At 71.4% G+C, this 22,339-nt stretch carries 21 protein-coding genes; 11 read left to right on the plus strand and 10 right to left on the minus strand.

Annotated elements, in window-relative coordinates; genetic code table 11:
- The first annotated feature begins 240 nt into the window (after positions 1-240).
- The 4 genes from egtA to egtD are packed head-to-tail and all read left to right on the plus strand — an operon-like array spanning position 241 to position 4,608.
- Positions 241-1,545, plus strand: a complete 1,305-nt coding sequence (egtA, locus tag AQJ46_RS40795; RefSeq protein WP_059210391.1) for an ergothioneine biosynthesis glutamate--cysteine ligase EgtA — start codon at positions 241-243, stop codon at positions 1,543-1,545.
- Positions 1,542-2,870 (plus strand): ergothioneine biosynthesis protein EgtB, encoded by a 1,329-nt coding sequence (gene egtB, locus AQJ46_RS40800; RefSeq protein ID WP_059210392.1) that lies wholly within the window; start codon positions 1,542-1,544, stop codon positions 2,868-2,870. The genes egtA and egtB overlap by 4 nt, the downstream gene beginning before the upstream one ends.
- Entirely contained in the window at positions 2,870-3,649 is a 780-nt protein-coding gene (gene egtC, locus AQJ46_RS40805) for an ergothioneine biosynthesis protein EgtC (RefSeq protein ID WP_059210393.1), read from the plus strand. Before egtB ends, egtC begins: the two co-directional genes overlap by 1 nt.
- Positions 3,646-4,608 carry an L-histidine N(alpha)-methyltransferase gene (egtD, locus tag AQJ46_RS40810; protein ID WP_059210394.1) on the plus strand — a complete coding sequence of 321 codons (963 nt, stop codon included), beginning with the start codon at positions 3,646-3,648 and terminating at the stop codon, positions 4,606-4,608. Before egtC ends, egtD begins: the two co-directional genes overlap by 4 nt.
- A gap of 38 nt (positions 4,609-4,646) precedes the next feature.
- Here the strand turns inward: egtD and AQJ46_RS40815 are convergent, their stop codons facing one another.
- Positions 4,647-5,804: a MalY/PatB family protein gene (locus AQJ46_RS40815; protein WP_059210395.1), complete on the minus strand. Its 1,158-nt coding sequence runs from the start codon at positions 5,802-5,804 to the stop codon at positions 4,647-4,649.
- Between the two features lie 59 nt (positions 5,805-5,863).
- On the opposite strand from AQJ46_RS40815, the gene AQJ46_RS40820 reads away from it, so the two are divergent.
- A complete protein-coding gene (locus tag AQJ46_RS40820; RefSeq protein ID WP_059210396.1) occupies positions 5,864-6,079 on the plus strand; it encodes a dodecin in 216 nt (71 codons plus the stop codon).
- Positions 6,080-6,085: 6 nt separating this feature from the next.
- On the opposite strand, the gene AQJ46_RS40825 is transcribed toward AQJ46_RS40820, so the two are convergent.
- On the minus strand, positions 6,086-6,577 hold the full coding sequence (locus tag AQJ46_RS40825; RefSeq protein ID WP_059210397.1) for a phosphatase domain-containing protein: 492 nt from the start codon (positions 6,575-6,577) through the stop codon (positions 6,086-6,088).
- A gap of 85 nt (positions 6,578-6,662) precedes the next feature.
- Between AQJ46_RS40825 and AQJ46_RS40830 the strand changes: the two genes are divergently transcribed.
- The 3 genes from AQJ46_RS40830 (at position 6,663) to rpmF (ending at position 8,565) form a co-directional block, all read left to right on the plus strand.
- Positions 6,663-7,868: a right-handed parallel beta-helix repeat-containing protein gene (locus tag AQJ46_RS40830; RefSeq protein WP_059210398.1), complete on the plus strand. Its 1,206-nt coding sequence runs from the start codon at positions 6,663-6,665 to the stop codon at positions 7,866-7,868.
- A 52-nt stretch (positions 7,869-7,920) separates the two neighbouring features.
- Positions 7,921-8,331, plus strand: a complete 411-nt coding sequence (locus AQJ46_RS40835) for a hypothetical protein (RefSeq protein ID WP_059210399.1) — start codon at positions 7,921-7,923, stop codon at positions 8,329-8,331.
- Between the two features lie 63 nt (positions 8,332-8,394).
- Positions 8,395-8,565 carry a 50S ribosomal protein L32 gene (rpmF, locus tag AQJ46_RS40840; RefSeq protein ID WP_057618001.1) on the plus strand — a complete coding sequence of 57 codons (171 nt, stop codon included), beginning with the start codon at positions 8,395-8,397 and terminating at the stop codon, positions 8,563-8,565.
- 9 nt (positions 8,566-8,574) lie between these two features.
- Here rpmF and AQJ46_RS40845 read toward each other — a convergent pair whose 3' ends face one another.
- Positions 8,575-9,246: a nucleotidyltransferase domain-containing protein gene (locus AQJ46_RS40845; protein WP_057618153.1), complete on the minus strand. Its 672-nt coding sequence runs from the start codon at positions 9,244-9,246 to the stop codon at positions 8,575-8,577.
- Positions 9,247-9,331: 85 nt separating this feature from the next.
- On the opposite strand from AQJ46_RS40845, the gene AQJ46_RS40850 reads away from it, so the two are divergent.
- Both AQJ46_RS40850 and AQJ46_RS40855 read left to right on the plus strand, forming a co-directional pair.
- Positions 9,332-10,330 (plus strand): LLM class flavin-dependent oxidoreductase, encoded by a 999-nt coding sequence (locus AQJ46_RS40850; protein ID WP_059210400.1) that lies wholly within the window; start codon positions 9,332-9,334, stop codon positions 10,328-10,330.
- Positions 10,331-10,340: 10 nt separating this feature from the next.
- Positions 10,341-12,689: an ATP-binding cassette domain-containing protein gene (locus AQJ46_RS40855; protein WP_059210401.1), complete on the plus strand. Its 2,349-nt coding sequence runs from the start codon at positions 10,341-10,343 to the stop codon at positions 12,687-12,689.
- Between the two features lie 43 nt (positions 12,690-12,732).
- On the opposite strand, the gene AQJ46_RS40860 is transcribed toward AQJ46_RS40855, so the two are convergent.
- The 5 genes from AQJ46_RS40860 to AQJ46_RS40880 form a co-directional block, all read right to left on the minus strand.
- A complete protein-coding gene (locus AQJ46_RS40860; RefSeq protein ID WP_059210402.1) occupies positions 12,733-13,569 on the minus strand; it encodes a lysophospholipid acyltransferase family protein in 837 nt (278 codons plus the stop codon).
- Complete coding sequence (locus AQJ46_RS40865; RefSeq protein ID WP_059210403.1) at positions 13,569-14,339, minus strand: GNAT family N-acetyltransferase; 771 nt, start codon at positions 14,337-14,339, stop codon at positions 13,569-13,571. Before AQJ46_RS40865 ends, AQJ46_RS40860 begins: the two co-directional genes overlap by 1 nt.
- A 308-nt stretch (positions 14,340-14,647) precedes the next feature.
- Positions 14,648-15,397 (minus strand): succinate dehydrogenase/fumarate reductase iron-sulfur subunit, encoded by a 750-nt coding sequence (locus AQJ46_RS40870; RefSeq protein ID WP_059210404.1) that lies wholly within the window; start codon positions 15,395-15,397, stop codon positions 14,648-14,650.
- Positions 15,394-17,340, minus strand: a complete 1,947-nt coding sequence (locus tag AQJ46_RS40875; protein ID WP_059210405.1) for a fumarate reductase/succinate dehydrogenase flavoprotein subunit — start codon at positions 17,338-17,340, stop codon at positions 15,394-15,396. The genes AQJ46_RS40870 and AQJ46_RS40875 overlap by 4 nt, the downstream gene beginning before the upstream one ends.
- A 2-nt stretch (positions 17,341-17,342) precedes the next feature.
- Positions 17,343-18,014, minus strand: coding sequence for a succinate dehydrogenase (locus AQJ46_RS40880; protein WP_057617994.1), 672 nt, complete (start codon positions 18,012-18,014; stop codon positions 17,343-17,345).
- A 120-nt stretch (positions 18,015-18,134) separates the two neighbouring features.
- On the opposite strand from AQJ46_RS40880, the gene AQJ46_RS40885 reads away from it, so the two are divergent.
- The gene (locus AQJ46_RS40885; protein ID WP_059210406.1) at positions 18,135-19,022 is read left to right on the plus strand and encodes a LysR family transcriptional regulator; all 888 of its coding nucleotides are present in this window, start codon (positions 18,135-18,137) and stop codon (positions 19,020-19,022) included.
- A gap of 269 nt (positions 19,023-19,291) precedes the next feature.
- Here AQJ46_RS40885 and AQJ46_RS40895 read toward each other — a convergent pair whose 3' ends face one another.
- Both AQJ46_RS40895 and AQJ46_RS40900 read right to left on the minus strand, forming a co-directional pair.
- On the minus strand, positions 19,292-21,427 hold the full coding sequence (locus AQJ46_RS40895) for a putative bifunctional diguanylate cyclase/phosphodiesterase (protein ID WP_059210540.1): 2,136 nt from the start codon (positions 21,425-21,427) through the stop codon (positions 19,292-19,294).
- Positions 21,424-22,245, minus strand: a complete 822-nt coding sequence (locus tag AQJ46_RS40900) for an SAM-dependent methyltransferase (RefSeq protein ID WP_057617992.1) — start codon at positions 22,243-22,245, stop codon at positions 21,424-21,426. The genes AQJ46_RS40895 and AQJ46_RS40900 overlap by 4 nt, the downstream gene beginning before the upstream one ends.
- Positions 22,246-22,339 lie beyond the last annotated feature (94 nt).

Below are 22,339 nucleotides of genomic sequence, written 5' to 3' on the forward strand. Positions count from 1 at the left end.
TCGTACCCATGGAGGAATCGTGGGCGATGGCACGGATGCGGTGCAACAGAGTTTCCGGGGCCCGGTCCAACCGGAAAACGCCTCGAAAACCCCGGGAAAACGGAGATCCACAGCCCCTAATGCGAGGATGTGCCCCCTTGTGCGGAACGAGATGAGGGTCTTGGGTGGGACGAGCGTTGCCGGTCCGACCCACCTGATCCCCGGACTGGTGGCATGGTGGAATCTCAGGAGGATCCCGACATGTCCGACACACCCAGCGACTGTACGCCGGGCGACTGTACGAAGCCCCGTACATCCCTGCCCGAAGCAGAGCTCGAGGCCCTGGTCCGCGGCATCTGCTTCAAGACCGGTCCGCCCCGCCGCATCGGGGTGGAAGTGGAATGGCTCGTGCACGAGCTGAGCAGCCCTCGGCTCCCTGTCACACCCGAACGACTCGCGGCGGCCTACGCCGCACTGCGGACCGTGCCCCTGAAGTCGGCGCTCACCGTCGAACCTGGCGGCCAGCTGGAGCTGAGTTCTCAGCCCGCCGACTCCCTGATGGAGTGCATCGGTACCGTTTCCGCCGACCTCGCCGCCGTCCGGGCGGCCCTCGCCGAGCACGGCCTCGGCCTCGTCGGCATCGGCCACGACCCGTGGCACCCGCCCCGCAGGTATCTGCACGAGCCGCGCTACGACGCGCTGGAGGCCTGCCTCGACCGCACCGGCCCGGCGGGCCGCGCGATGATGTGCACCTCGGCCTCCGTGCAGGTGTGCGTGGACGCCGGACACGAGGAGCCCGGCCCCCTCGGCCTCGGACGACGCTGGTGGCTTGCCCACCAGCTGGGCCCGGTCCTGGTGGCCGCCTTCGCCAACTCCCCGCTCGCCGGTTCCGAGCCCACCGGCTGGCTCTCGACCCGCCAGCTGCTGTGGACGGAGATCGGCGAGGGCCGGGCGGGCGGCCCCTCCCTGGACACCGACCCCCGCACGGCCTGGGCCCGGCACGTCCTGGACGCGCCGGTGATGTGCATACGACGGGACAGCGGCCCCTGGGACGTCCCGGAGGGGCTCACCTTCCGGGAGTGGGCCAGGTCGGGTGTGCCCCGGCAGCCGACCCGGGAGGATCTCGACTACCACGTCTCGACCCTGTTCCCGCCGGTCAGACCGCGTGGCCATCTTGAGCTGCGCATGATCGACGCCCAGCCGGGCGAGGACGGCTGGGTGGTGCCGCTCGCGGTGACGACGGCACTCTTCGACGACCCCGAGGCCGCCGAGACCGCCTACCGGGTGGTGAAGCCGCTGGCCGAGCGCACCCTCGCGCTGCCCGCGCCGCACAATCCGCTGTGGATCGAGGCGGCCCGCCACGGCCTGGCCGACCCCGAGCTGCACGAGGCGGCGATCGCGTGCTTCGGGGCGGCCCTGGAGGCGCTGCCACGGCTGGGCGCCACACCCGAGGTCACGGACGCCGTCGAAACGTATCTGCACCGCTATGTGATCCGGGGCCGGTGCCCCGCCGACGATCTGCTGGACCGGACGCACGGTTCGCTCGGGAAGGAAATCCGCACATGACCAACCCGTCCGTCGACTCCCCCGTCGACCCCGAGACCGTCCGCGAGCGGGCTGTGACCACCCTGGTCACCGCCCGGGACCGCACGACCCTCCTCACCAGCTGTGTGGAGGACCCCGACCTGACCGCCCAGCACTCGCCGCTCATGTCTCCGCTCGTGTGGGACCTCGCCCACATCGGCAACCAGGAGGAGCAGTGGCTGCTGCGGACCGTCGGCGGGCAGGAGGCGATACGGCCCGAGATCGACGGCATCTACGACGCCTTCGAGCACCCGCGCTCCGAACGCCCCACGCTGCCCCTGCTCTCGCCCGCCGAGTCCCGGCGCTACGCGGCGGAGGTACGCGGGCGGGTGCTGGACGTCCTGGAGGGCGCCGCGCTCCACGGGACCCGGCTCACCGAGGCCGGGTTCGCCTTCGGGATGATCGCGCAGCACGAACAGCAGCATGACGAGACGATGCTGATCACCCATCAGCTCCGCAAGGGCCCCCAGGCCCTGACCGCCCCCGACCCGGCACCGGCCCCGCTGTTCACCGGCCCGGCCGAAGTCCTCGTCCCCGGCGGCCCGTTCACCATGGGTACCTCCGACGAGCCGTGGGCGCTGGACAACGAACGCCCGGCGCACCGGCGTGAGGTGGAGCCGTTCTACATCGACACCACTCCGGTGACGAACGCCGAGTACCAGGCCTTCATCGAGGACGGCGGCTACGACAACGAGCGCTGGTGGGCCCCGGCCGGGTGGGCACACATCCGCCAACACTCCATCCACGCGCCGCTGTTCTGGAGCCGCGACGGCAAGCAGTGGCTGCGCAGGCGCTTCGGTGTCACCGAGGTCGTGCCGCCCGACGAGCCGGTGGTCCACGTGTCCTGGTACGAGGCCGACGCGTACGCGCGCTGGGCCGGACGGCGGCTGCCCACCGAGGCCGAGTGGGAGAAGGCGGCCCGCCACGACCCGGCCGGCGGCCGCTCGACGCGCTACCCGTGGGGCGACGCCGACCCCGCGCCCGAGCACGCCAACCTGGGCCAACGGCACCTGCGACCCGCCCCCGCCGGCAGCTACCCGCAGGGCGAGTCACCGCTCGGCGTGAGGCAGTTGATCGGTGACGTGTGGGAGTGGACGGCGAGCGACTTCGAGCCCTACCCCGGGTTCCAGGCGTTCCCGTACAAGGAGTACTCGGAGGTGTTCTTCGGCCCCGACCACAAGGTGCTGCGCGGTGGTTCGTTCGCCGTGGACGCGGTGGCCTGCCGGGGCACGTTCCGCAACTGGGACTATCCGATCAGGCGGCAGATCTTCTCCGGCTTCCGCACGGCCCGTTCGGGAGCCGTCTGATGTGCCGTCACCTGGCGTATCTGGGACCCTCGGAGCCGCTCGGCAGCCTCCTCGTGGCGCCCCCGCACAGCCTCTACCGCCAGTCCTGGGCACCCAGGCGGCAGCGGTACGGCACCGTCAACGCCGATGGTTTCGGGGTCGGTTGGTACGCCGAGGGCGATCCGGTCCCGGCACGGTACCGACGGGCCGGACCCATCTGGGCGGACCTGTCCTTCGCGGACCTGGCGCGGGTCGTGAACAGCACGGCGATCCTGGCCGCCGTACGGGACGCGACCCTGGCGGGAGCCGACGCCGAGGCCGCCGCGGCACCGTACGCCTCGGGGCCCTGGCTGTTCAGCCACAACGGCGCGGTCAAGGGGTGGCCAGGTGCCCTGGCGCCCCTGACCGCCGCGCTGCCCCCGGCGGATCTGCTGTCGATGGAGGCCCGCAACGACTCGGCGTTCGTGTGGGCGCTGGTCCTGAACCGGCTGCGCGGCGGCGACGAGGAGGGCCAGGCGCTGGCCGACACGGTCCTGGAGGTCGCCGAGGCGGCCCCGGGCTCCCGGCTCAACCTCCTGCTGACCAACGGGGAGTCCATCGCCGCGACCGCCTGGGGCGACACCCTCTGGTACCTCCAGCGCCCCGGCACCGGCACCGTCGTGGCCTCCGAGCCGTACGACGACGATCCGCACTGGCAGGAGGTCCCCGACCGCACCCTGCTCGCGGCGAGCCGCACCGACGTCCTGCTCACACCGCTCAAGGAACCGTCCGCGGAACCACTCGAGGAGCCCAGCACGTGAGTCCGTTCCTTCTGACCCGCACCCTGCCCGAGGACGCCACCGAGGCCGCCCTGCGCGCCGACGTCCTCAAGGGCCTGACGCACACGCCGAAGACACTGCCGCCGAAGTGGTTCTACGACGCCCGCGGCAGCGAACTCTTCGAGCAGATCACCGAGTTGCCCGAGTACTACCCGACCCGCGCCGAACGGGAGATCCTCGTCGCGCGCTCCGGCGAGATCGCCGCGGCGACCGGCGCCCGCACCCTGGTCGAGCTCGGCTCCGGTTCGTCGGAGAAGACCCGGTACCTGCTCGACGCGCTGACCGGGCTGCACACGTACGTGCCGGTCGACGTCAGCGAGAGTGCCCTCACCCAGGCCGGGCACGCGCTCATCGCCCAGCGGCCGGAGCTGAGCGTGCACGCGCTGATCGCCGACTTCACGGGCGGTCTGAGCCTGCCGGGGACGCCGGGCCCGCGTCTGCTGGCCTTCCTCGGCGGCACGATCGGCAACCTGCTGCCGGTCGAGCGCGCCGCGTTCCTCGCCTCCGTCCACGCCCTGCTCTCGCCCGGTGACGCGCTGCTGCTCGGCACCGACCTGGTCAAGGACGAGAACGTGCTGGTCAGGGCGTACGACGACGCGGCCGGGGTGACGGCCGAGTTCAACAAGAACGTCCTGACCGTCGTCAATCGCGAGCTGGGCGCCGACTTCGATCCCGGCGCCTTCGACCACGTGGCCCTCTGGGACGCCGAGAACGAGTGGATCGAGATGCGGCTGCGCTCCCGTACGGAACAGACCGTGAAGGTCCCCGCGCTCGACCTGGCCGTCGACTTCGCGGCGGACGAGGAGCTGCACACCGAGATCTCGGCGAAGTTCCGCAAGGAGGGCATCCGTGCCGAACTTGCCGCCGTCGGACTGGAGTTGGCGCACTGGTGGACGGACAGCGAGGGCCGGTTCGCCTTGTCGCTGAGCGTGGTGCGGTAGGCGGACTCGCGGGGGCCGGTTCGGGCCGGCCCCCGCGGTCAGTCGAGGGCCGCGGCCATCCGCCGCACCGCCTCGGTGATCAGCTCGGGGGACGTCGCGAGGTTCAGCCGTACGAAGCCGGCGCCCCCGGTGCCGAACGGAACGCCGGAGTTCAGGGCGACCCGGCCGCGTTCCAGGAAGACGTCCGCCGGATCGCCGGGCAGCTCCAGCGCGCGGCAGTCCAGCCAGGCGAGGTAGGTGGCCCGCGCCGGTTCGTAGCGCACGGCGGGCAGCGCCTCGGCGAGGAGCTGGGCCAGCAGCCGGCGGTTGTCGTCGAGGCCGGTGAGCAGGGCGTCGAGCCAGGCGCCGCCGTCCCGCAGCGCGGCGGTGTGGGCGATGACGCCGAGATGGCTGGGACCGTGACCGACCTCTTCGGGAAGGCGCGCGAGGTCGTCGGCCGCGTCGGGCCCGGCGACGGCCACGGCGGCTTTGAGCCCGGCCAGGTTCCACGCCTTGGAGGCCGACATCAGCGACAGCCCGCTTCCCGCGCCGGGCACACTCAGGTAGGGCACGAACGTCGCACCCGCCGCCATGAGCGGGGCGTGGATCTCGTCGGCCACGACCCGCACGCCGTACGTCCGTGCCAGCGCCGCCACGTCCGCCAGCTCGCCGGCGGTGTGGACGGCGCCGGTCGGGTTGTGCGGGCTGCACAGCAGATAGGCGGGCCGGGCCGCGCCCTTCCGCACCCGCCCGAAGACGTCCTCCAGGACCTCGAAGTCGATCCGGCCGTCCGCACCGAGCTCAGCCTCGACGACCTGCCTGCCCATGTTGGCGACGAACTGGTAGAAGGGCGGGTACACGGGCGAGTTGACGACCACCGGATCGCCCGGTCCGGAGACCAGCTTGAGCATCTCGACGATGCCCAGCATCACGTCCGGGACGATCGCCGTACGCTCCACCGCGAGCCCGTCCCAGCTCCACCGCGTGCGCGCGAAGTCCGCCAGCGCCTCGGCGTACGCCGTCCCGGCCGGGTACCCGGTGTCTCCCAGCGCCACGGCGTCCCGGATCGCCTGCGCGACCGGCTCGGCCAGGGGGACGTCCATCTCGGCGACCCACAGCGGCAGTACGTCCTCCGGGTAGGTCCGCCACTTCATGCTCGTACGCCGCCGGAGCCGCTCCAAGGTGAGCCGGCGCAGGGGGTTGGGCATACCGTCCATGGGCCAACGATAGGGTCGGACGGCTCGCGCTCCGCCGCCGCCTGAGGCACCGTGGAACCATGACGAACCACACCTACCGGGTGACCGAGATCGTCGGCACCTCGCCGGACGGCGTCGACCATGCGGTCCGCAACGGCATCGCCCGTGCCTCGCAGACTCTCCGCAACCTCGACTGGTTCGAGGTGACCCAAGTGCGGGGCCAGATCGAGGACGGGCAGATCCAGCACTGGCAGGTGGGGCTGAAGGTCGGCTTCCGCCTGGACGAGACCGACTGACGGCTCTCAGGTCCGCCCCTCCCGCTCCTGCGCCACCTCCAGCGCCGCGGAAGGGGCGGTCCAGCGTGCCCGTACGACGGTGAATCCGGCCCGTTCGGCGTCCTCGCAGACCAACTCGTCGTCGTCCACCAGAACCCGGATCTCGCGGGTGCGGGCGAGCTGCTTCAGGATCTCCAGCTTGGTGCGCCGGGCGGGCCGCCGGTCGTCGTTGCGCCGCATGTACACGCGCCCCTCGGGGAGCCCCTGTGCGCCGAGCCAGGCGAGCGTGTCGCGCCGGCAGCGCTCGGGCCGACCGGTGAGGTAGCGGATCTCGCACTCCTCGGCGCGCTCCAGCACCAGCGCGATGCCCTCGGGGATCGGCGGGTCCTCGGGCGCGGCCGCGAAGAAGGCGTCCCAGTCGCGCGGCCTGCGCTCCAGGAACCGCTGCCGGTGGGCCGTGTCGGCCAGGGTGTTGTCCAGGTCGAACACGGCGAGCGGGCGCTTGCTGCTGTCGGTCACCCCACCCACCCTAGACCCGGCAACCTTCCCACCCCGGGCGACCACTGCCAGGCGATACAGCAGTCAGGCCGAGGCGGGAGACCCCATGCACGTGAACAAGGCGATCTGGACGGCGGCAGCGGTGGGCGCCGTACTGGTGACGGCATTACCGGCGACCGAGGCATCCGCGGCGCCGACGACCCTCGTGGTGGCGACGAACGGGAACGACAGCGCCCCGGGCACCCTCGCGCAGCCCTTGCGCACCGTCCAACGGGCGGTGGACCTGGCGAAGCCCGGCGACACCATCGCGGTACGGGCCGGGACCTACGCGCTCACCGACAACATCACCATCGCCACCTCCGGCACCGCGTCCCAGCCCATCTCCCTCGGCGCCTATCAGGGCGAGCGGGTCGTGATCGACGGGGAGCAACTGGCCGCGAGCCACACGCCGGTCGGCGGCAGCATCCCGCGGGCCGAACGGGGGGCGATCCACCAGGAGGCCTCCTACTGGCGGATCTCGGATCTCGAGATCGTGAACGGCCCCTACGGCGTCTACTGCGACGGGTGCAACGGCAATGTCTTCGCCCGGCTGAAGACCCACGACAACTACGAGTCCGGCTTCCAGCTCCAGGGCGCCTCCAGCAACAACCAGATCCTGAACCTGGACAGTTACGGCAACCGCGATCCGCGCAAGAACGGCGAGAGCGCGGACGGGCTGGCCATCAAGGAGGGGTCGGGCACCGGCAACGTCGTGCGGGGCGCCCGGCTGTGGAACAACGTCGACGACGGCTTCGACGACTGGAAGTTCACCTCGCCGGTCGTCATCGAGAACACGATCGCGTACGGCAACGGATTCAATCGCTGGAACTTCCCCGACTTCGCGGGCGACGGCAACGGCTTCAAGCTCGGCGGCGGCAGCCCGGCACCGGCGGTGGGGCACACCCTGCGCAACTCGATCGCCTTCAAGAACGCGGCGCACGGCGTGACGGACAACGGCAACACCGGCGCCCTCGCCCTGTCGCGCAACTCCACGTGGGCCAACGGCGGAACCGGCTTCGACACCGACGTCTCGGGCGGCAAGGCCAAGCTGACCGGGAACCTGTCCGTCGCCGACGCCAAGGCGGCCGCGCTCGGCTCGGCGACCGTCTCCAGCGGCAACTCCTGGGATCTGGGCGGCACATGGAACGCGTCCTCGGTGCTGAGTACGGATCCGGCGCCGCTCACGGGCGCACGTGGGGCCGACGGTTCACTGCCGTCGGCGCCGTCGTTCCTGGTGCCGCGGAGCGGGGCCGCGGTGGGCGCGAGGTTCTGATCCGGCCGACCCGGTGGCACGGGGCACGAGCCGTATGGATCATGCTTCTCCCATGCCCTCGACGCCCCGCGCCTCCCTGATCGGCTCCGCCTCCTGCACCGTCGTCGTCTGCCGGGGCTGCTGCTGCGGCGACGCCCGCAAAAACCCCGGCACCGACCACGCCTGGCAGTTGGAGCTGCTGCGGGCGGGGGCGGCCGAGCACGGCTTCCAGGTCCGTACGACCGACTGCCTGGGCCCCTGCGACCAGGCGAACGTCATCGTCGTGCGGCCCTCCGCCGCCGGGCGCCGGGCGGGCGGCCGGGCCGCCTGGATCGGGTTCGTGATGGACGACGAGGGCACCGAGGAGGTCGTGCAGTGGGCGGCCGCGGGCGGACCGGGGGTCGCCGAGCCGCCGCTCACGCTGGAACTGCAGTTCATCGAGCCGCCGCGGGAGGCCCGGGTGCGGTCCCGTCGCCGCCGCTGACTGTTAATGGGATCCATTTTCATGTAGCGTCCTCGGTGCTCACCCACCGAGGAGGTTCCCGCCATGGCTGTCCCCAAGCGGAAGATGTCCCGCAGCAACACCCGCCACCGCCGTTCGCAGTGGAAGGCCGCCACCACCCAACTGGTGCCCGTCACGATCGCCGGCGTCGCCCATCTCGTCCCGCAGAACCTGGTCAAGGCGTACGAGCGCGGCCTGTTGCGCCCCGAGGGCTGAGGCCCCCGCTCACGCCGCCGTGTCGTAGAACTCCGCGCGGACGCGGCGCAGCCACGCCTCAGCCGGTCGCTCGTCGGGCCGGTCCGGCAGCACACTGCGGGTCTCGGCGAACGCGGTCTCGTAGTGGGCGAGCAGTGACCGGGCGGAGGCGGGATCGGCGGCGACGGCGTCCCCGAAGCGGTGGTACTCCTCGGGGTCCACGACGCGCACGGCGAGCCGTCCGGTGGTGTACAGCTCCAGGCCCTGGTGGCAGAGCCGCTTCAGATGCCGGGCGTGCTTGGCGGTGCGGTGGTCGCCGGCGCGGCTCTCCAGTTTCCTGAACTGCTGGGTGGCGTACCCGAGATAGGCGTCCCGGACCCGCTGGGCGCTCAGGAACGATCCGCGGATGCCGATGAGTTCGTCGCCCAGCGGGGTGCGCACCTCGTACAGCTCGTCCGGCAGCCAGACCAGCTCCATCACGGTCGGATTGCCGCCGAGGGCGAGCCTGCACCACTTCGCCGCCTCGTGCAGGGTGCGGTCCGGTGCCGTGGTCACGTGGGACTCCTTCGGCGTGTGCAGGCCGAGCAGGGTCTCGGTGGGCGCGGCGAACATGCCGAGCCGGTCCACGTCGGAGCCCTCGCGGGCGAGTCCGTACGCGGTCGAGCCGACGACGCCGGAGAGCAGGATGTTCTGGACGGTCACGCCGTCCATTGTGCTGACCTGCGGCGATCGCGGTCATCCGGTTTTCCGGCGGGAATACCGCACCCGGTCACGTGTTGAACCCTGTGTGAGTTCCGTGATCGCCGCCACCCGCTTCTCCGTCCTGGACCGCTCCCGCACCCGCGAGGGCGGCACGAACGCGCAGGCGCTGCGGGACACCGTCCGGCTGGCGCGGGAGCTGGAAGGGCTGGGCTACCACCGCTTCTGGGTCTCGGAACACCACGGCGTGCCGGGAGTCGCGGGCTCCGCACCGACCGTGCTGGCGGCCGCCGTCGCCTCCGCCACGGACACGATCCGGGTCGGCACCGGCGGAGTGATGCTGCCCAACCACCAACCCCTGGTCGTCGCCGAACAGTTCGGGGTGCTGGAGTCCCTCTTCCCCGGCCGGATCGACATGGGCCTGGGGCGCTCGGTCGGGTTCACCGACGGTGTGCGCAAGGCGCTGGGCCGCGGCAAGGACGACGCCGACGACTTCGCCGTACAGCTGGAGGAACTGCTGGGCTGGTTCCGCGGCACCTCCCCGACGGGCGTGCACGCCCGGCCGGCCGAAGGCCTGACCGTGCCGCCTTTCGTGCTGGCCATGGGCGAGGGAGCCGCGATCGCGGCCCGTGCGGGCCTGCCGATGGTCATCGGCGACCTCAGGAGCCGCGACAGGATGCAGCGCGGCATCGACCACTACCGCGCGCATTTCCGGCCCTCACCCTGGGCGCGGGAGCCGTATGTCGTCATCTCCGGGACGGTCGCGGTGGCCGCCACGCCGGAGGAGGCACGGCGTCTGCTGATCCCGGAGGCCTGGGCGATGGCGTACTCCCGCACCCACGGCACCTTCCCGCCGCTCCCGCCCGCGGAGCGCGTCGAGGGTCTCGCGATGACGGAGAAGGAACGCGGCTTCTACGAGGCCGGTCTCGCCGGGCACATCGCCGGCACCGAGGAACAGGTCGCCCACGAGCTGGAGACGGTACTGAAGGAGACGGCGGCGCAGGAGGTCCTGGTCACGACCAGCACGTACGACCGCGAGGCCCTGCTGGACTCCTACCGGCGGCTGGCGACGATCACCTCCGGTTAGAGTCGTTTGCATGCACGACCCCAGCGGCTCCCACGACCCGTACGTCCGCGTCCGCGGTGCCCGTGAGCACAATCTCCAAGGGGTGGATGTCGACATTCCGCGGGATGTGCTGGCCGTGTTCACGGGGGTGTCCGGGTCGGGGAAGTCGTCGCTGGCGTTCGGGACGATCTACGCGGAGGCTCAGCGGCGGTACTTCGAGTCGGTGGCTCCCTATGCGCGCCGGCTGATCCATCAGGTGGGCGCGCCGAAGGTCGCCGAGATCACCGGCCTGCCGCCCGCGGTCTCGCTCGAGCAGCGTCGTTCGGCGCCGACGTCCCGCTCGTCCGTGGGGACGGTCACCAATCTCTCGAACTCGCTGCGCATGCTGTTCTCCCGGGCCGGTGACTACCCGCCGGGCGCCGAACGGCTCGACTCGGACTCCTTCTCCCCCAATACGGCGGTCGGCGCCTGCCCGGAGTGCCATGGCCTGGGCCGCGTCCACCGTACGACCGAACAGTCGCTGGTCCCCGACCCGTCGCTGTCGATCCGGGCGGGCGCCATCGCGGCGTGGCCCGGTGCCTGGCAGGGCAAGAACCTGCGGGACATCCTCGACGCGCTCGGTTACGACGTGGACCGGCCCTGGCGTGACCTGCCCGCCGAACAGCGGGAGTGGATCCTGTTCACCGACGAGCAGCCGGTCGTCACCGTGCACCCGGTGCGCGACGCCGACCGCATTCAACGCCCCTACCAGGGTACGTACATGAGCGCCCGCCGCTATGTCCTCAAGACCTTCGCGGACTCCAAGAGCCAGACCCTCAGGGCGAAGGCCGAGGGGTTCCTGGTCTCCGCCCCGTGCCCGGTCTGCGGCGGCAGCAGGCTGCGTCCGGAGGCGCTGGCGGTCACCTTCGCGGGCCGCACGATCGCCGACATCGCGGCGCTGCCGCTGACCGAGCTGGCCGCCTCGCTGGTCGCCCGCGGCGAGACCGCGCGGGTCCTCACCGACGACCTCAAGGCCCGTATCGCGCCCATCCTCGAGCTCGGTCTCGGCTATCTCAGCCTGGACCGCGCGACGCCCACCCTGTCCGCCGGTGAACTCCAACGGCTGCGGCTCGCCACCCAGTTGCGGTCCGGGCTGTTCGGAGTCGTGTACGTCCTCGACGAACCCTCCGCCGGACTGCACCCCGCGGACACCGAGGCTCTCCTCACCGTGCTGGCGCGGCTGAAGGCGGCCGGCAACTCGGTGTTCGTGGTGGAGCACCAGCTGGACGTCATGCGCGGGGCGGACTGGCTGGTGGACGTCGGGCCGCGAGCGGGTGAGCACGGCGGGCGGGTGCTGCACAGCGGCCCGGTGGAGCAGCTGGCCGAGGTCGCGGAATCGGCGACGGCTCGGTTCCTGTTCGACCACTCCCCCGTGCTGAAGCGTGAAGCGCGGTCATGGCGAGGCCGGTTGACGGTCGGTCCGGTCGACCGGCACAACCTGCGCGGGGTGACGGCCGAGTTCCCGCTCGGCGTGTTCACCGCGGTGACCGGGGTGTCGGGCTCGGGCAAGTCCACGCTGGTCGGCGAGATCACGGAGGAGCGGGAGGGGGTGGGCCGTCTGGTCTCGGTCGACCAGAAGCCGATCGGCCGGACCCCGCGCTCCAACCTGGCGACCTACACGGGTCTGTTCGACGTCGTGCGCAAGGTCTTCGCCAGCACCGACGAGGCGCGTGAACGCGGTTACGGTGTGGGCCGGTTCTCCTTCAATGTGGCGGGAGGTCGCTGCGAGACCTGCCAGGGCGAGGGGTTCGTCAGCGTGGAGCTGCTCTTCCTGCCCAGCACCTATGCGCCCTGCCCGGACTGCGGCGGGGCCCGCTACAACCCCGCCACGCTCGAGGTGACGTACCGGGGACGGAACATCGCCCAGGTGCTCGACCTCACCGTGGAGTCGGCGGCGGACTTCTTCGCGGACACCCCGGCCGTGGCCCGCAGTCTCGCCACCCTCCTCGACGTCGGTCTCGGCTACCTCCGCCTCGGCCAGCCCGCCACCGAACTCTCCGGCGGCGAGGCCCAGCGCATCAAGCTCGCGAGCGAACTCCAGCGCGTCCGTGGCGCCCACACCCTGTACCTCCTCGACGAACCCACGACCGGCCTCCACCCGGCCGACGTGGAGGTCCTCATGCGCCAACTCCACGGCCTCGTCGACGCCGGCCACACGGTGATCGTCGTCGAGCACGACATGTCGGTCGTGGCGGGCGCGGACTGGGTCATCGACCTGGGCCCGGGCGGCGGGGATGCAGGCGGACGGATCGTGGCGGCGGGAACGCCGGGGGATGTGGCCGGGGTGGAGGAGAGCGTCACGGCCCCTTACCTGGCAAGGGCATTGACGTCGGGCACCTGACCATGGGGTGCCCGACGGTGACCGCCCCCGCCGTCCGGCAGGCTCATGGCTGTTGCCCGTCGGGCGGCCGGGGTGTCAGCCGGCCCGTGTGCTGCCCGGTCCGCCCATGGCACGAGCACGACTGCGCCGCCCGGGCCAGTGAGCGTCGGTCGGGGTGCCTGCCCGGGGTGACGGGGTCCGCAACCTCCACCTCGGCCATCAGTCCCCGTGCCGACACCACCCGCCACACCGACGCGAGCAGAGAGTCGTCGCCGATGAAGGCGGGGGCCGTACTGGACCCGCCGTCGACAAGGCGGTACCGCAGACTCACCGGCTGGACGGGCACCCCGGCGTCCAGGGCCGCCTGGAACACCGCGCGACGGAAGTGACCCTGGGCACGGCCGCACCAGGTGCTGCCCTCGGGGAAGACGGCGACCGCGGAGCCCCCGCGCAACGCGTCGGCGATCCGGGCGACCGTGTCCGGGAGAGCACGCAGCCGGTCCCTCTCGATGAACAGCGCGCCGCTGCGGGCCGTCAGCCATCCCGCCACGGGCCACCGCCGGATCTCGGACTTGGCGAGCATTCGGGCGGGGCGTACCGCGGCGAGCAGCGGGATGTCCAGCCAGGAGATGTGGTTGGCGACCAGGAGCACCCCGCCCGGGGGCGTGGTGGCGCCGGACATGCGGACCCGGACCCCCGAGGCCCGCACCAGCGCCCGGCACCACCACCTGACCGCGCCGGCCGGGATCAACCGGCCGACCGGCAGCAACGCGATCCCGGCGAGCAGCACCGACGTGACCGCGAGGAGACGCACCACGGCACGGGGTACGGCCGTGGCGGCCCCCGTCCGCTCCAGACACGTCCCCGGGGTGCAGGGCGCGCTGGGCAGCCAGACGCTCATCAGGCCGGGGCGAGTGAAAGGAAGTGCCGCAGATAGCGGGCGTTGACCCGGCGCATCGACAGCAGCACGTACATGTCGGCGACCCCGAAGTCCGGGTCGTGGGCGGGCTGACCGCACACCCAGGCGCCGAGGCGGAGGTAGCCGCGCAGCAGCGGGGGCAGCTCGGTGTGGGCGGCGGGCGTCCCCTCGGCCGGCTCCCAGGGCAGCAGGGGCCGTACCCGGAACTCCTCGGGAGCCAGGTACTTGGTGCGCACCCGGTCCCAGGTACCGGCCGCGAGCACGCCGCCGTCGGCGAGCGGGATCGAGCAGCAGCCGGCCAGCCAGTCATGGCCGCGGTCCACCATGTAGCGGGCGATCCCGGCCCAGATGAGACCGATGACGGCCCCGTCGCGGTGGTCGGGGTGCACGCAGGAGCGGCCGACCTCGACGAGGCCCGGGCGGATCGCGTCGAGCGGTGCGAGGTCGAACTCGCTCTCCGAGTACAGGCGTCCGGCCACCGCGGCCCGCTCCGGGGGCAGCAGCCGGTAGGTGCCGACGACCTGGCCGGTCACGCTGTCGCGGACGAGCAGGTGGTCGCAGTAGGCGTCGAAGCCGTCCACGTCGAGGCCGGGCTCCGGGGTGGACAGGAGGGCGCCCATCTCCCCGGCGAACACGTCGTGCCGCAGCCGCTGCGCGGCCCGTACGTCGTCCTCGTCGCGGGCCAGACCGACGGTGTAGCGGGTGGGGGCGACGCTCTGCGGGGGACGGTCCAGGGTGGAAACGCCGTTCATGGCACTCTCCAGGTCACAGGCGGAGGCGGCGAGCGGTGCCGCTGTCCCTGTTCTCCCGACGCCGGTTGGCGTGTACGTGACGGGTTCCGAGAGTGCGGATGTGCGGAGGTTGAACGGCTCGGACAAAGTGTCCGGGGCCTCCGACTCCGTAGACCGGCCGGTGTCCCACCGGTGGCCGGGGCAAGGCAACCCCGGGGCGGGGGCTACCGCGCACTGATCGACACGGCCCTCTCCAAGTGACCTTGGCGGGGCCGGACCAGAGCACCACGTCCGACCCCGCCCGTCCGCACCTTGTCGGCGAACGTCTCTCAGCGCCTGGCGACCTTCCGGGTCGCCCGCAGCCATTCCTTGTTCATGCTGGTGATGGAGACCAGCGGAATCCCCTTGGGGCAGGCCGTCGCGCACTCACCCGTCAGCGTGCACCCGCCGAAGCCCTCCTCGTCCATCTGCTCGACCATGTCGAGAACCCTGGTCTCCCGCTCCGGCGCCCCCTGCGGCAGCACGTTCAGGTGATTCACCTTGGCCGAGGTGAACAACATCGCCGCCCCGTTGGGACATGCGGCGACACACGCCCCGCAGCCGATGCACTCGGCGTGCTCGAAGGCGAAGTCGGCATCGGGCTTGGGTACCGGCGTCGCATGGGCCTCGGGTGCCGCACCCGTGGGCGCCGTGATGTATCCCCCGGCCTGGATGATCCGGTCGAAGGCCGACCGGTCCACCACCAGGTCTTTGATCACCGGGAACGCGGACGCCCGCCACGGCTCGACGTCGATCGTGTCGCCGTCCGAGAAGGACCGCATGTGCAGCTGGCAGGTGGTCGTCCGCTCGGGTCCGTGCGCGTCGCCGTTGATGACGAGCGAGCACGCGCCGCAGATGCCCTCGCGGCAGTCGTGGTCGAAGGCCACCGGATCCTCACCGCGCAGGATGAGTTCCTCGTTGAGGGTGTCCAGCATCTCCAGGAAGGACATGTCGGACGAGATGCCGTCCACCTCATACGTGGACATCGCGCCGTCGGCGTCGGCGTTCTTCTGTCGCCAGACGCGCAGGGTGAGCTTCATGCGTAGCTCCGCTGAGTGGGGTGGACGTACTCGAAGACCAGGTCTTCCTTGTGCAGGACGGGAGCCTCACCGGTGCCGGTGAACTCCCAGGCCGCCGCGTAGGCGAACTCGTCGTCCCTGCGCGCGGCTTCGCCGTCGGGCGTCTGGGACTCCTCGCGGAAGTGACCGCCGCAGGACTCGGCGCGGTGCAGTGCGTCGAGGCACATCAGCTCGGCGAGCTCCAGGTAGTCGACGACTCGGTTCGCCTTCTCCAGGGACTGGTTGAACTCCTCGCCGGTGCCCGGGACCTTGATCCGCCGCCAGAACTCCTCGCGGATCTGCGGGATGCGCTCCAGCGCCTTGCGCAGACCGGAGTCGGTGCGCGCCATCCCGCAGAACTCCCACATGAGTTCGCCGACCTCGCGGTGGAAGGAGTCCGGCGTGCGGTCGCCGTCGACGGCGAGGAGCAGGTTGAGCCTGTCCTCGGTCTCCGCCAACACCTCCTGCACGGCGGGGTGTTCGCCGGTCACCGCGTCCTGGTGCGGGTTGCGGGCGAGGTAGTCGTTGATGGTCGCCGGCAGCACGAAGTAGCCGTCGGCCAGGCCCTGCATCAGCGCGGAGGCGCCGAGGCGGTTGGCCCCGTGGTCGGAGAAGTTGGCCTCGCCGATCGCGAACAGGCCGGGGATCGTGGTCTGGAGGTCGTAGTCGACCCACAGGCCGCCCATCGTGTAGTGCACGGCGGGGTAGATCCGCATCGGCACCTCGTACGGATCCTCGTCGGTGATCCGCTGGTACATGTCGAAGAGGTTGCCGTACTTCGCCTCCACGGCTGCCCGGCCCATCCGCTGGATGGCGTCGGCGAAGTCGAGGTACACGCCCTGTCCGCCCGGCCCCACTCCCCTGCCCTCGTCGCAGACGTTCTTCGCGGCGCGGGAGGCGATGTCGCGCGGGACCAGGTTGCCGAAGGACGGGTAGATGCGCTCCAGGTAGTAGTCGCGCTCGTCCTCGGGGATCCGGTTCGGCGGACGGGTGTCGCCCTTGGCCTTCGGCACCCAGATCCGGCCGTCGTTGCGCAGCGACTCGCTCATCAGCGTGAGCTTGGACTGGTGGTCGCCGGTGCGCGGGATGCAGGTCGGATGGATCTGGGTGAAGCAGGGGTTGGCGAAGTGCGCGCCGCGGCGGTGGGCCCGCCAGATGGCCGTGGCGTTGGAGTTCATGGCGTTCGTCGACAGGTAGAAGACGTTGCCGTAGCCGCCGGAGGCCAGTACCACCGCGTCCGCGAAGTACGTGTCGATGCGGCCGGTGACCAGGTCGCGGGCCACGATCCCGCGGGCCCGTCCGTCGACGACGATCAGGTCGAGCATCTCGGTGCGCGGGTGCATCTCGATGTTCCCGGCCGCGATCTGCCTCGACAGCGCCTGGTACGCGCCCAGCAGGAGCTGCTGACCCGTCTGGCCGCGGGCGTAGAAGGTCCGGGAGACCTGCACTCCGCCGAAGGAGCGGGTGTCGAGCAGACCGCCGTACTCCCGTGCGAAGGGCACGCCCTGCGCCACGCACTGGTCGATGATCTCCACCGAGATCTGTGCCAGGCGGTGGACGTTGGACTCGCGCGCCCTGAAGTCGCCGCCCTTGACGGTGTCGTAGAAGAGGCGGTGGATCGAGTCGCCGTCGTTGCGGTAGTTCTTGGCCGCGTTGATGCCACCCTGAGCGGCGATGGAGTGGGCGCGGCGCGGGGAGTCCTGGTAGCAGAACTGGACGACGTGGTAGCCCTGTTCGGCGAGGGTCGCGCCCGCGGAGCCGCCCGCGAGGCCGGTTCCGACGACGATCACCGTGTGCTTGCGGCGGTTGGCGGGGTTGACCAGCTTGGCCTCGAAGCGGCGCTTGTCCCAGCGCTCGGCCACCGGTCCGGTCGGAGCCTTGGTGTCGGCGACCGGTTCGCCGGTCGCGTAGTCGGTGTACGTCATGTTCAGCTCACCACTCCGGTCATGACACCCACGGGCACGGCGATGAAGCCGGCCGTGAGCAGCAGTGCGAGGACATTGGCGACGGCCTTGAGGGCACGGTCGCGGGTGCGGCTGCCGACGCCGAGGGTCTGCGCGGCACTCCAGAAGCCGTGCCGGACGTGCAGGCCGAGGGCGAGCATCGCGACGATGTAGATGACGTTGCCGTACCAGGTGGAGAAGGTGTCCACGACGTTCTGGTACGGGTGGCCCTCCTGAAAGCCGCCGGAGTGCACGGTGCCGGTCGTCAGGTCGAGGATGTGCCACACGATGAACAGGCCGAGGATGATCCCGCCCCAGCGCATGGTGCGCGTCGCGTAGCTCGCCTGCGGCTTCTTGTGGACGTACTTGCTGGGCCGTGCCCGGATGTCGCGGCGGCTGAGCTGGTAGGCCGAGACGGCGTGCGCGACGACGGCGACCACCAGCACGACGCGGATGATCCAGAGCGTCCACTCGTAGTGCATGAACGGTTCCCCGACCGTGCGCAGCCAGTGCGCGTAGTGGTTGAACTCGCCCGCCCCGAAGAAGATCTTCAGGTTGCCGATCATGTGGACGACCAGGTACAGCAGCATGATCAGGCCGCTGACGGCCATCACGGTCTTCTTGCCGACGGAGCTGTCCCACACGGTGCGTGCCATGGACGGCCGTCGGTCCGTCCGCGTTGCCAGAGCCATGGGTCAAGACGCTAGAGCCGAACGACCCGATCGGTCCAAGACATGGTCCGGCTTGATTCCATAGAGAACGGCTATCGTACGAGGGTGCAGTTCCAGCAGCTTCAGTACTTCGTGGCGGTCGCCGAGACCCGGCACTTCACCCGCGCCGCCGACCTCGTCCATGTGGCGCAGCCGTCCCTGTCCCAGCAGATCAAGGCGCTCGAGCGGGAGCTCGGGGCCGATCTGTTCCTGCGGGCGCGCGGCAACATCGCGCTCACCGACGCGGGCGAGGCCCTGCTGCCGCTGGCCCGCCGCATCCTGGCCGACGCGGACACGGCCCGGCACGAGGTGCAGGAGCTGGTGCAGCTCCGCAGCGGCCGGGTCCGGCTCGGCGCGACCCCGAGTCTGTGCACCGGCCTGCTGCCGGACGTGCTGCGCGCCTTCCACGACCGCTATCCCGGCATCCGGCTGATGATCGAGGAGGGCGGCTCCCACGATCTCGTACGGCTGCTCGCGCGCGGCGCCCTCGACCTGGCGCTGGTGGTCCTCCCGCTGCCGTCGCCGTCCCCGGCGCTGACGACGGTGGAGCTGCTGCGCGAGGACCTGGTCGTCGTGTCCTCGCCGGAGGCGCCGGCCCCGGGCGGCCCCGGCCGCCGTACCGTGCGCGTCGCCGACCTGGAGAGCGAGCCCCTGGTGATGTTCCGGCACGGCTACGACCTGCGCGAACTGACCGTGGCCGCGTGCCGCGCCGAGGGCTTCGAGCCGGACTTCGCGGTGGAGGGCGGGGAGATGGACGCGGTGCTGGGCTTCGTCCGGGCGGGCCTGGGGGTGGCCGTCGTACCGCGCATGGTCGCCACGCGCTCGGGCCGGGGGCTGCGGGTCACCCCGCTCGCCCGTCCCGGCCTGCACCGGACGATCGCGCTGGCCCACCGCAGCGACGTGGCTCCGCCGCGAGCGGCACGGGAGTTGCAGCGGATGCTCCTGGAGCGCTGAGCGGTCGCGGCACGGGGTTTTCTTGCGCAGGGTGGGCGGATGACGCGGCGGATCGTCGTGATGGGCGGGGCGCTGACGGTGCTGGCGGGGTGCGCGGGCACCACCGGGCCCGTCGCCGGTCCGCGGGGAACCGGTAGCACGGCGCCCCACATGTCCCCGGCGTACCCCGCAGACGATGGCCCCGCACCTACCCCCATGACGGTCGCGCCGTGCGCAGACTCGGGCCACGTCGTGGTCATCGACCTACGGCTCGGCCGCGGGAGGTGCGCTCAGCCCGTCGCGTCCACCAGCGCCAGCTCGTGCAGCCGCTCCGGCGGGCCCGGGCGGGCGTAGTACCAGCCCTGGGCCGTGTCGCAGCCCAGTATCCGCAACTGCTCGGCCTGGGCCCCGGTTTCGACCCCCTCGACCGTCACCGCGAGGTTCAGACCGTGGGCGAGCGAAACGATACCTTCGACGATCTTGAGGTCGACGGGATCGGCGGGGAACTGCTGCATGCTCTGGGTGAAGGAGCGGTCCAGTTTCAGGACGCTGACCGGGAGGCGGCGAAGGTTCGCCAGGTTCGAGTAGCCCGTGCCGAAGTCGTCCAGGGCGATGTCGACGCCCATCTCGGCGAGCCGACGCAGCGGCTTGAGGAGGTCGTCGTCGGCGCCGATGAGGGCCGACTCCGTGACTTCGAGGCAGAGGGCGTCCGGCTCGACGCCGGCGCGCTCCAGGATGTCGACGGTGTCCTGGACCAGGCCGGGGTGGGTGAGCTGGCACGGCGAGAGGTTGACGTTGATCCTCAGGGGAGGGTTCTCCCCGTACCGTTCCCGCCATTCACGGGCCTGCCGTACCGACTGCTCCAGGACCCAGCGGCCGAGCGGCACGATCAGCCCGGTGTGCTCGGCGAGCGGGATGAACCGGTCCGGGCCGAGCACCCCGTGCTGCGGATGCAGCCAGCGCACCAGCGCCTCGGCACCCCGCACACTGCCGTCGCCGAGGTGGACCAGCGGCTGGTACTCGATGAAGAACTCGCCGCGGTCCAGGGCCGCGGGCAGCGCCGTGGTCAGCCCGTGCCGGGTGATGGCGCGGGCGTCGGCCTCCGGGTCGGCCAGCTCGAAGCGGTTGCCGCCCGCCGATTTGGCCCGGTACATGGTGATGTCGGCGCTGCGCAGGACCTCCGCCGGACCCCGCTCGCCCGTGGGGCCCTCGACGATGCCGATGCTGCCGCGCACGGTCAGCTCGCGGCCGTCGATACGGACCGGGGCGAGCAGCACGTTCATGATGCGCGCCGCGAGGTCGTCGACCTCGCTCTCGGTGTCGGGGCCGGTGGTCAGCGCCACGAACTCGTCACCGCCGAGCCGGGCCACCATCTCGCCCGGGGCGGTCGCACACGACTGGAGCCGGTCGGCGACCTCGACGAGCAGCCGGTCGCCGGCCGCGTGGCCGAGGCTGTCGTTGATGGTCTTGAAGCCGTCGAGGTCGAGGTAGCACAGGCCGAACCGCTGGCCCTCGCCCGCGTTCAGCGCCTTCTCCAGGCGCTCGAAGAACAGCGTGCGGTTGGGCAGTCCGGTGAGCGCGTCGTGCGTGGCCTCGTAGCGCAGCCGGAGGTTGAGCAGCCGGCGCTCGGTGGTGTCCTCCATGAGGGCGAGCTGGTACTGCGGGACGCCGTCGGCGTCGCGCAGCAGGGAGACCGTCAGGTTGGTCCACAGGACCGTTCCGTCCGGGCGGTAGAAGGCCTTTTCGAGGTGGTAGTGCTCGCGCTCACCGCGGACGAGCTCGTCGTAGAGCGTCCAGGTCTGGGGGGCGTCCTCGGGGTGGGTCCACTCCTGGACCCTGCGGCCGCGCATGGTCTGGTCGGTGATGCCGAACATGCGCAGCAGCGCGCCGTTGACCTGGAGGACGTTGCCGTCCAGGTCGGCGATGCCGATCCCTATGGCCGCGCCCTCGAACACCGCGCGGAACCGGGCTTCCGTCGCGTGCAGCGCCTGTGCCACCACGCCCTGCGCCTCGAGGGCGGCCTGTGCGATGGCCTCCTGCTCGGCCAGCGTCCGCTCCCGCAGCGCGTGCGCGAACCCGGCGGCCATGGCGTGCTGGAGGCGTGCGGAACGCGACCGCAGGTCCTCGCGGTCGCCGTCGCCGCCGCAGTAGAGCACCAGATAGGCGTCGACGCAGTCCAGGGAGCGGGTCAGCGCCTCCGGATCCGTGCAGTGCGCGTCGACGAGGGCGGCGCCGACCGCCCGGCCCTCGTCCGTGTCGACGACCCTTGCCGCGAGCGCCTCGCTCAACCGGCGGGCCAGCGGCAGCAGTTGTTCCTCGAACTCCGGCCGGGTCGCGGACGTCGACGTCACCGGGAACACGGCCCGGCTCCAGATCGTCGCGAACCGGCGCAGTCTGTCCTCCGGCCCGTCCGGCTCGGCGATCACGCGGTACGCCCCACGCCGGCGAACCCGGAGAAGGCCCACGGATCCTCGTCGTCGGGGTTCCAGGTCGCCGACTCGGGCCGCCACCTCGGCGGCGACACCAGTCCCGGTTCCACCATGTCGTACCCCTCGAAGAACCGCGCGATCTCCTCGCGCGAGCGCATGATCAGCGGGTTGCGAATGTCCTTGTACACGTCCACCGCACCCTCGGTCCGCTCCGGCGGAAGCGGAATTCCCTCGTACGACGCGTGCGTGAGCACCAGCAGGCTGCCGGGCGCGAGTGCGTCGCGCAGCTCCGCCACCGCTCCGTAGGGGTCGTCCGCGTCTTCCACGAAGTGCAGTATGGCAACGAGAAGGAGTGCCACCGGCCGGTTCAGGTCGATCAGGCGCTGAACCTCGGGGCTGGCGAGGATCTCCCGGGGCTTGCGAAGGTCGGCGGCGACGACTCCCGCGTCCGCGTTGCCCTCCAGGACCGCCTGGCTGTGCGCGACGGCCACCGGGTCGTGGTCGACGTAGACGACACGGGCGCCGGGGCGGGCACTCTGGGCGACCTCGTGGACATTGCCGAAGGTCGGGATGCCGGAGCCGATGTCCAGGAACTGGGTGATGCCCTCGTCTGCGGCGAACCGCACCGCCCGCCGCAGGAAGGCCCGGTTCGCCTGCATGGTCTTCGGCAGCCCCGGTGCGAACTCCATGACCCTGCGGGCCGCCTCCCGGTCGGCCTCGAAGTTGTGCGAACCGCCCAGGTAGAAGTCGTAGATACGCGAGACACTCGGCACCGAGATGTCGATGCTCCGGGGAGCCCAGGCGGGACGCTCCATGTATCTCTCCAAGGCGTAGACGATCCGGTGTTCGAGCTGAGGCTACTGATCGACCGCCAATGGAGCGAGTGGAAACGGAAATTGACCGTCCGTT

Origin of the sequence: Streptomyces canus (assembly GCF_001514145.1) — a bacterium.
Lineage (GTDB): Bacteria > Actinomycetota > Actinomycetes > Streptomycetales > Streptomycetaceae > Streptomyces > Streptomyces canus.